The organism is Sphingobacterium sp. IITKGP-BTPF85 (assembly GCF_001006065.1).
GTDB lineage: Bacteria > Bacteroidota > Bacteroidia > Sphingobacteriales > Sphingobacteriaceae > Sphingobacterium > Sphingobacterium anhuiense.
The window spans coordinates 1-4,080 of the sequence record NZ_ASZT02000236.1 but is presented as its reverse complement, the minus strand read 5'-3'; the positions used below and the strand labels follow the sequence as shown (position 1 = coordinate 4,080).

General features: G+C 37.8%; 2 protein-coding genes and 1 tRNA gene. All 3 read left to right on the top strand.

From position 1 onward, the window contains the following. Positions 1-29 precede the first annotated feature (29 nt). Positions 30-100 (top strand) — tRNA-Val (locus tag L950_RS24385). A gap of 449 nt (positions 101-549) precedes the next feature. Then, positions 550-3,555, top strand: a complete 3,006-nt coding sequence (locus L950_RS24380) for a SusC/RagA family TonB-linked outer membrane protein (protein WP_021189935.1) — start codon at positions 550-552, stop codon at positions 3,553-3,555. Between the two features lie 18 nt (positions 3,556-3,573). Next, the coding region (locus tag L950_RS24375) for a RagB/SusD family nutrient uptake outer membrane protein (RefSeq protein ID WP_031288237.1) at positions 3,574-4,080 on the top strand (507 nt) is incomplete at its 3' end.

Below are 4,080 nucleotides of genomic sequence, written 5' to 3'. Positions count from 1 at the left end.
CATAGACTCCAAGATATTGAAAATACATTGCGGGATGGAGCAGTTGGTAGCTCGTCGGGCTCACTAACCCGAGGTCATCAGTTCGAGTCTGTTCCCGCTACTTGGTAACCCTTTAGTCAAAAGCTAAAGGGTTTATTTATGTCTTTTATTTTTTCCACCTCCTTCCCAATACCATGCATTTAATCCTCTAATTGTTACAAAGATTCTTTTTTAAATAAATAGGGTTCGTTTTTCCTTATTGGAATATTAATTTCATCCAAAAGCATTTGATAGCTAGTTATTTACTGATTATCAATCAATTTATATGTAGTACTTATTGCTTTTTTTGTAAAGTTGTCTAAGCAATATATGCAATCGATTGTTCGATTTTTGCTCTTTTTTATTCGATAATATAGATTTAATATTGTGTTTACAAATAGTAAACAATTGACTTAAATACACTATAGAATCATTATTTACAATTATTATATTAACCTATGAAAAGAAGAGCTACCATACTTCTTGTGCTTTATCTTTAGTTATGAGTGCAACTTTTGCGCAAAAACTAAAGTGAAGGGTAATGTTACAGATGACAAGGGAAATCAGTTGTCGGGTGTAACTATTACAGAGAAAGGTACCGGCAATGCAACGGCAACAAATGTTACTGGAGGATTTGAATTAAGTGCAGAAACAGGAAAGATACTTGTTTTTAATATTGTAGGATACGAGCCCAAGGAGGTGGTTTACACTGGCGGTAATCTCAATATTTCATTAACATCATCAAATACGGCATTAGATGAAGTTGTTATTGTAGCTTTTGGTACCCAAAAGAAAGCAAATTTAACAGGATCTGTAGCAACAATCACTCCTAAGCAATTGGCAGATAGACCTGTAACTTCATTGCAGAATGCTTTACAGGGTATATCACCTGGCGTAACTGTCTTGAGCAGACCAGGCGAGGCTTCGAAAGATAACAAAGGAGGTATTACTGTTCGTGGTAGAACTAATTTAGGTTCACCTTCACCCATGTTTATTATTGATGGAATTCCTGCAACCAGTGCTGAGTTTTCTGCCTTAAGCCCGAGTGATATCAATAGTATGTCCGTTCTAAAAGATGCTGCTTCTGCATCATTGTATGGTTCTCGAGCTGCTAATGGTGTTATTTTGGTGACAACTAAACGTGGTGGTGGTGATCGTGCAGTGGTTGGGTTTAATGCTAATTATGGTTTTCAGAGTGCTACATATCTGCCTGAATTCGCAGATGCGGTGGGTTATGCAGAACTACATAATAGGGCGATGCTAAATGCAGGTAAAGATGCAACGTTTACTCCCGATCTTGTAGAAAAATATAAGAATCAGACGGATCCAGATCTTTATCCAAATAACGACTGGTACAAAGAGGTTTTAAGAGGTTCAGCTCCCCAACGTGATTTTGGTTTGAATGTGAATGCTCCAGGAAAAATTACGAATTACTATTTGGGATTAAACTATTTTGATCAAGAATCTCTAGTACCTGGCCGGAAACAGGATCGTATTAATATGAAATTGAATACCAATACGACTGTTATTAAGGATTTGCTGACTTTTAATACCAATGTTTCATTTTTAAAACAAGATTACGATCGAAATGGCAGTGCTATTAGTTGGGTTGAGATGGGTAGGGCGCTTCCTTTTACATCCATTCGTCAATCTAATGGAGCCTGGGGTTCTGTGTCGAATGGTAGTGAGAATGCAAATGTTGCGAAAAATAACCAATTAAGAGCGATCACCGAAGGTGGAAGAGGTAATAATAGAGACAACTATCTGCAAATGGCGGCAAATGCATCGCTGACTCCACTAAAGGGATTATCAATTGACGGAGCCATTTCATTGAAGTATACCAATACGAACTCTTTTGATTTTATAAACCGTACTGATCCTATTATCGGTTTTATTTCTAAAAAACCTTTGGATGCAACAGCAACGCCAATTAATGAGCTTAAAGAATTCTGGGGCAAGCGCCAGGAATTGTTGTTGCAAGGAACAATTAATTACGAGCGACGATTTGGTGATCATTATGGTAAAGCAACAGTTGGGGCTTCTGAGGAGTCAAATGTTTACCGTGAGGCATTTTTAGGAAGAAAAAATTTTGTTAACAATGATGCCTCTACGATTATAAATGGTAGTTCGGGTGAAATTAGTCAAGATGATAAAGGTCTTGCCAATCGAACAACACAAGATGAGTGGGCATTGCGTTCTTTTTTTGGTCGATTTAATTATTCGTACCAAGATAAGTATCTGTTCGAAGCAAACATGAGAATGGACTATTCATCTCGCTTTGCTCCGGAAGTCCGAAGAGCAATTTTTCCGTCTTTCTCTGCCGGTTGGAACATCAACAAGGAATCTTTTATGCAGGATGTGGAGTGGATTGATTTATTAAAATTGAGAGGATCTTACGGAACACTCGGCAATCAAGATGCTGTTGCAATAGGTAATTATTATACGCTTTTGAATCGCTATTCAGCCTACAGTTTTAATGGCGTCGCGGTTGATGGATTGGAACAACAATATGGGGCTAACAGGCTTGCGCTTTGGGAAAAGGTAACGATGTCAAATGTAGGAATAGATGCGACATTTTTAGGAGGAAAGCTTAATTTAGTTGCCGATTATTTTGTTAAGAAGTCTGAGGATGTTTTATTACAACCGGCGACTTTGTCTACTTATGGCTATGAGAAAAAATTTACGCCATATTATAATCAAGGGATTACGCAAAATAATGGGATCGAGATTGCATTGACTTATAACGGTAAGATCGGTGAAGAGTTTACATATTCGGTATCGGGTAATATTTCGAAGATCAACAATAAGATTATTTCTCTAGGTGATGTTAGCGAGATCGTGGAAGGCTATTATATTAATCGTGTAGGTGGTTCTGTAGGTGATTTTTACGGTTACAAGACGGATGGTCTATTCAATAATGAAGCCGAGCTTAAAGCCCTTAATTACGAAGGAATGGGCGGTACTCCAAAATTAGGTGATATCAAATATGTCGATATGAATGGTGATAAGAAAATCGATGCATTAGACCGTACTATTTTAGGTAATGACGTTCCTTGGTTCAATTATGGTTTTAATTTTAGAGCAGCTTATAAAAATTTCGATATCGATGTGTTGACTTACGGTGTAGGCGGTGTAAAAACTTATATGGACAATGAGGCAGTTCAGCCTTTCTTTAATGGCGCAAATATCAAGAAAAATTGGATCAATGGTTGGACGAAAGATAACAATGATGCCGATGCGCCATTTCCTAGAATCACATTAACGGGCGATGCTCCGCATAATTATAAAACTTCTGACTTTTGGCTGTTTAGTGGGAATTATTTCCGAATTCGTGCCATTACGGTAGGTTATACTTTTCCTAAAGAAATGCTGAGCAATATCAAGATGTCGCAATTGCGCTTATTTGCCTCATCTAACAATCCTTTTACTTTTATGGCAGATAAACGTCTCGGCGATTTTGATCCGGAAACAGAATCGGGTAGGGCAAGTTACCCAGGTTTGAAGACTATTTCTTTTGGTTTGACAGCGAAGTTTTAATTTTTTAACAGAAAAGCAATGAAAAAACATATATTATATCCATTATTAGCCACTACGCTTCTTTTTGGAGCGTGTTCAAAAGATTTTTTAGACCGTACACCTGCTAATAACGTGCCTAACGACCAATTTTGGCATAATGAAAGCGAAGTTAATCTGGCACTTAATGCAGTTTATAACAAACTGTCGGAGGCAACATATGAGGATGGTGGAAGTGAACTGGTGCATGCTAAAAACCCTTGGGAAAGTTGGGTGACAGACGTTTCGTCTGGTGCAGTTAGTTCAACCCTTGAGTCAGGGTGGGATTATAAGCCTATTCGTATCTGTAATTTCTTTTTAGATAATGTGGATAAGGCAGTTATGGATGTTAAGCTTAAAGAGCGTTATAAAGCTGAAGCGCGTTTTGTGCGTGCTTTTCTTTACATTCCGATGGTTCAAAAGTTTGGGGATATCCCTTTGGTGACTAAAGTGTTGACCAAAGAAGAGTCAAATGTTCCTCGTACATCGAAAAAGGAAGTGCTTGATTTT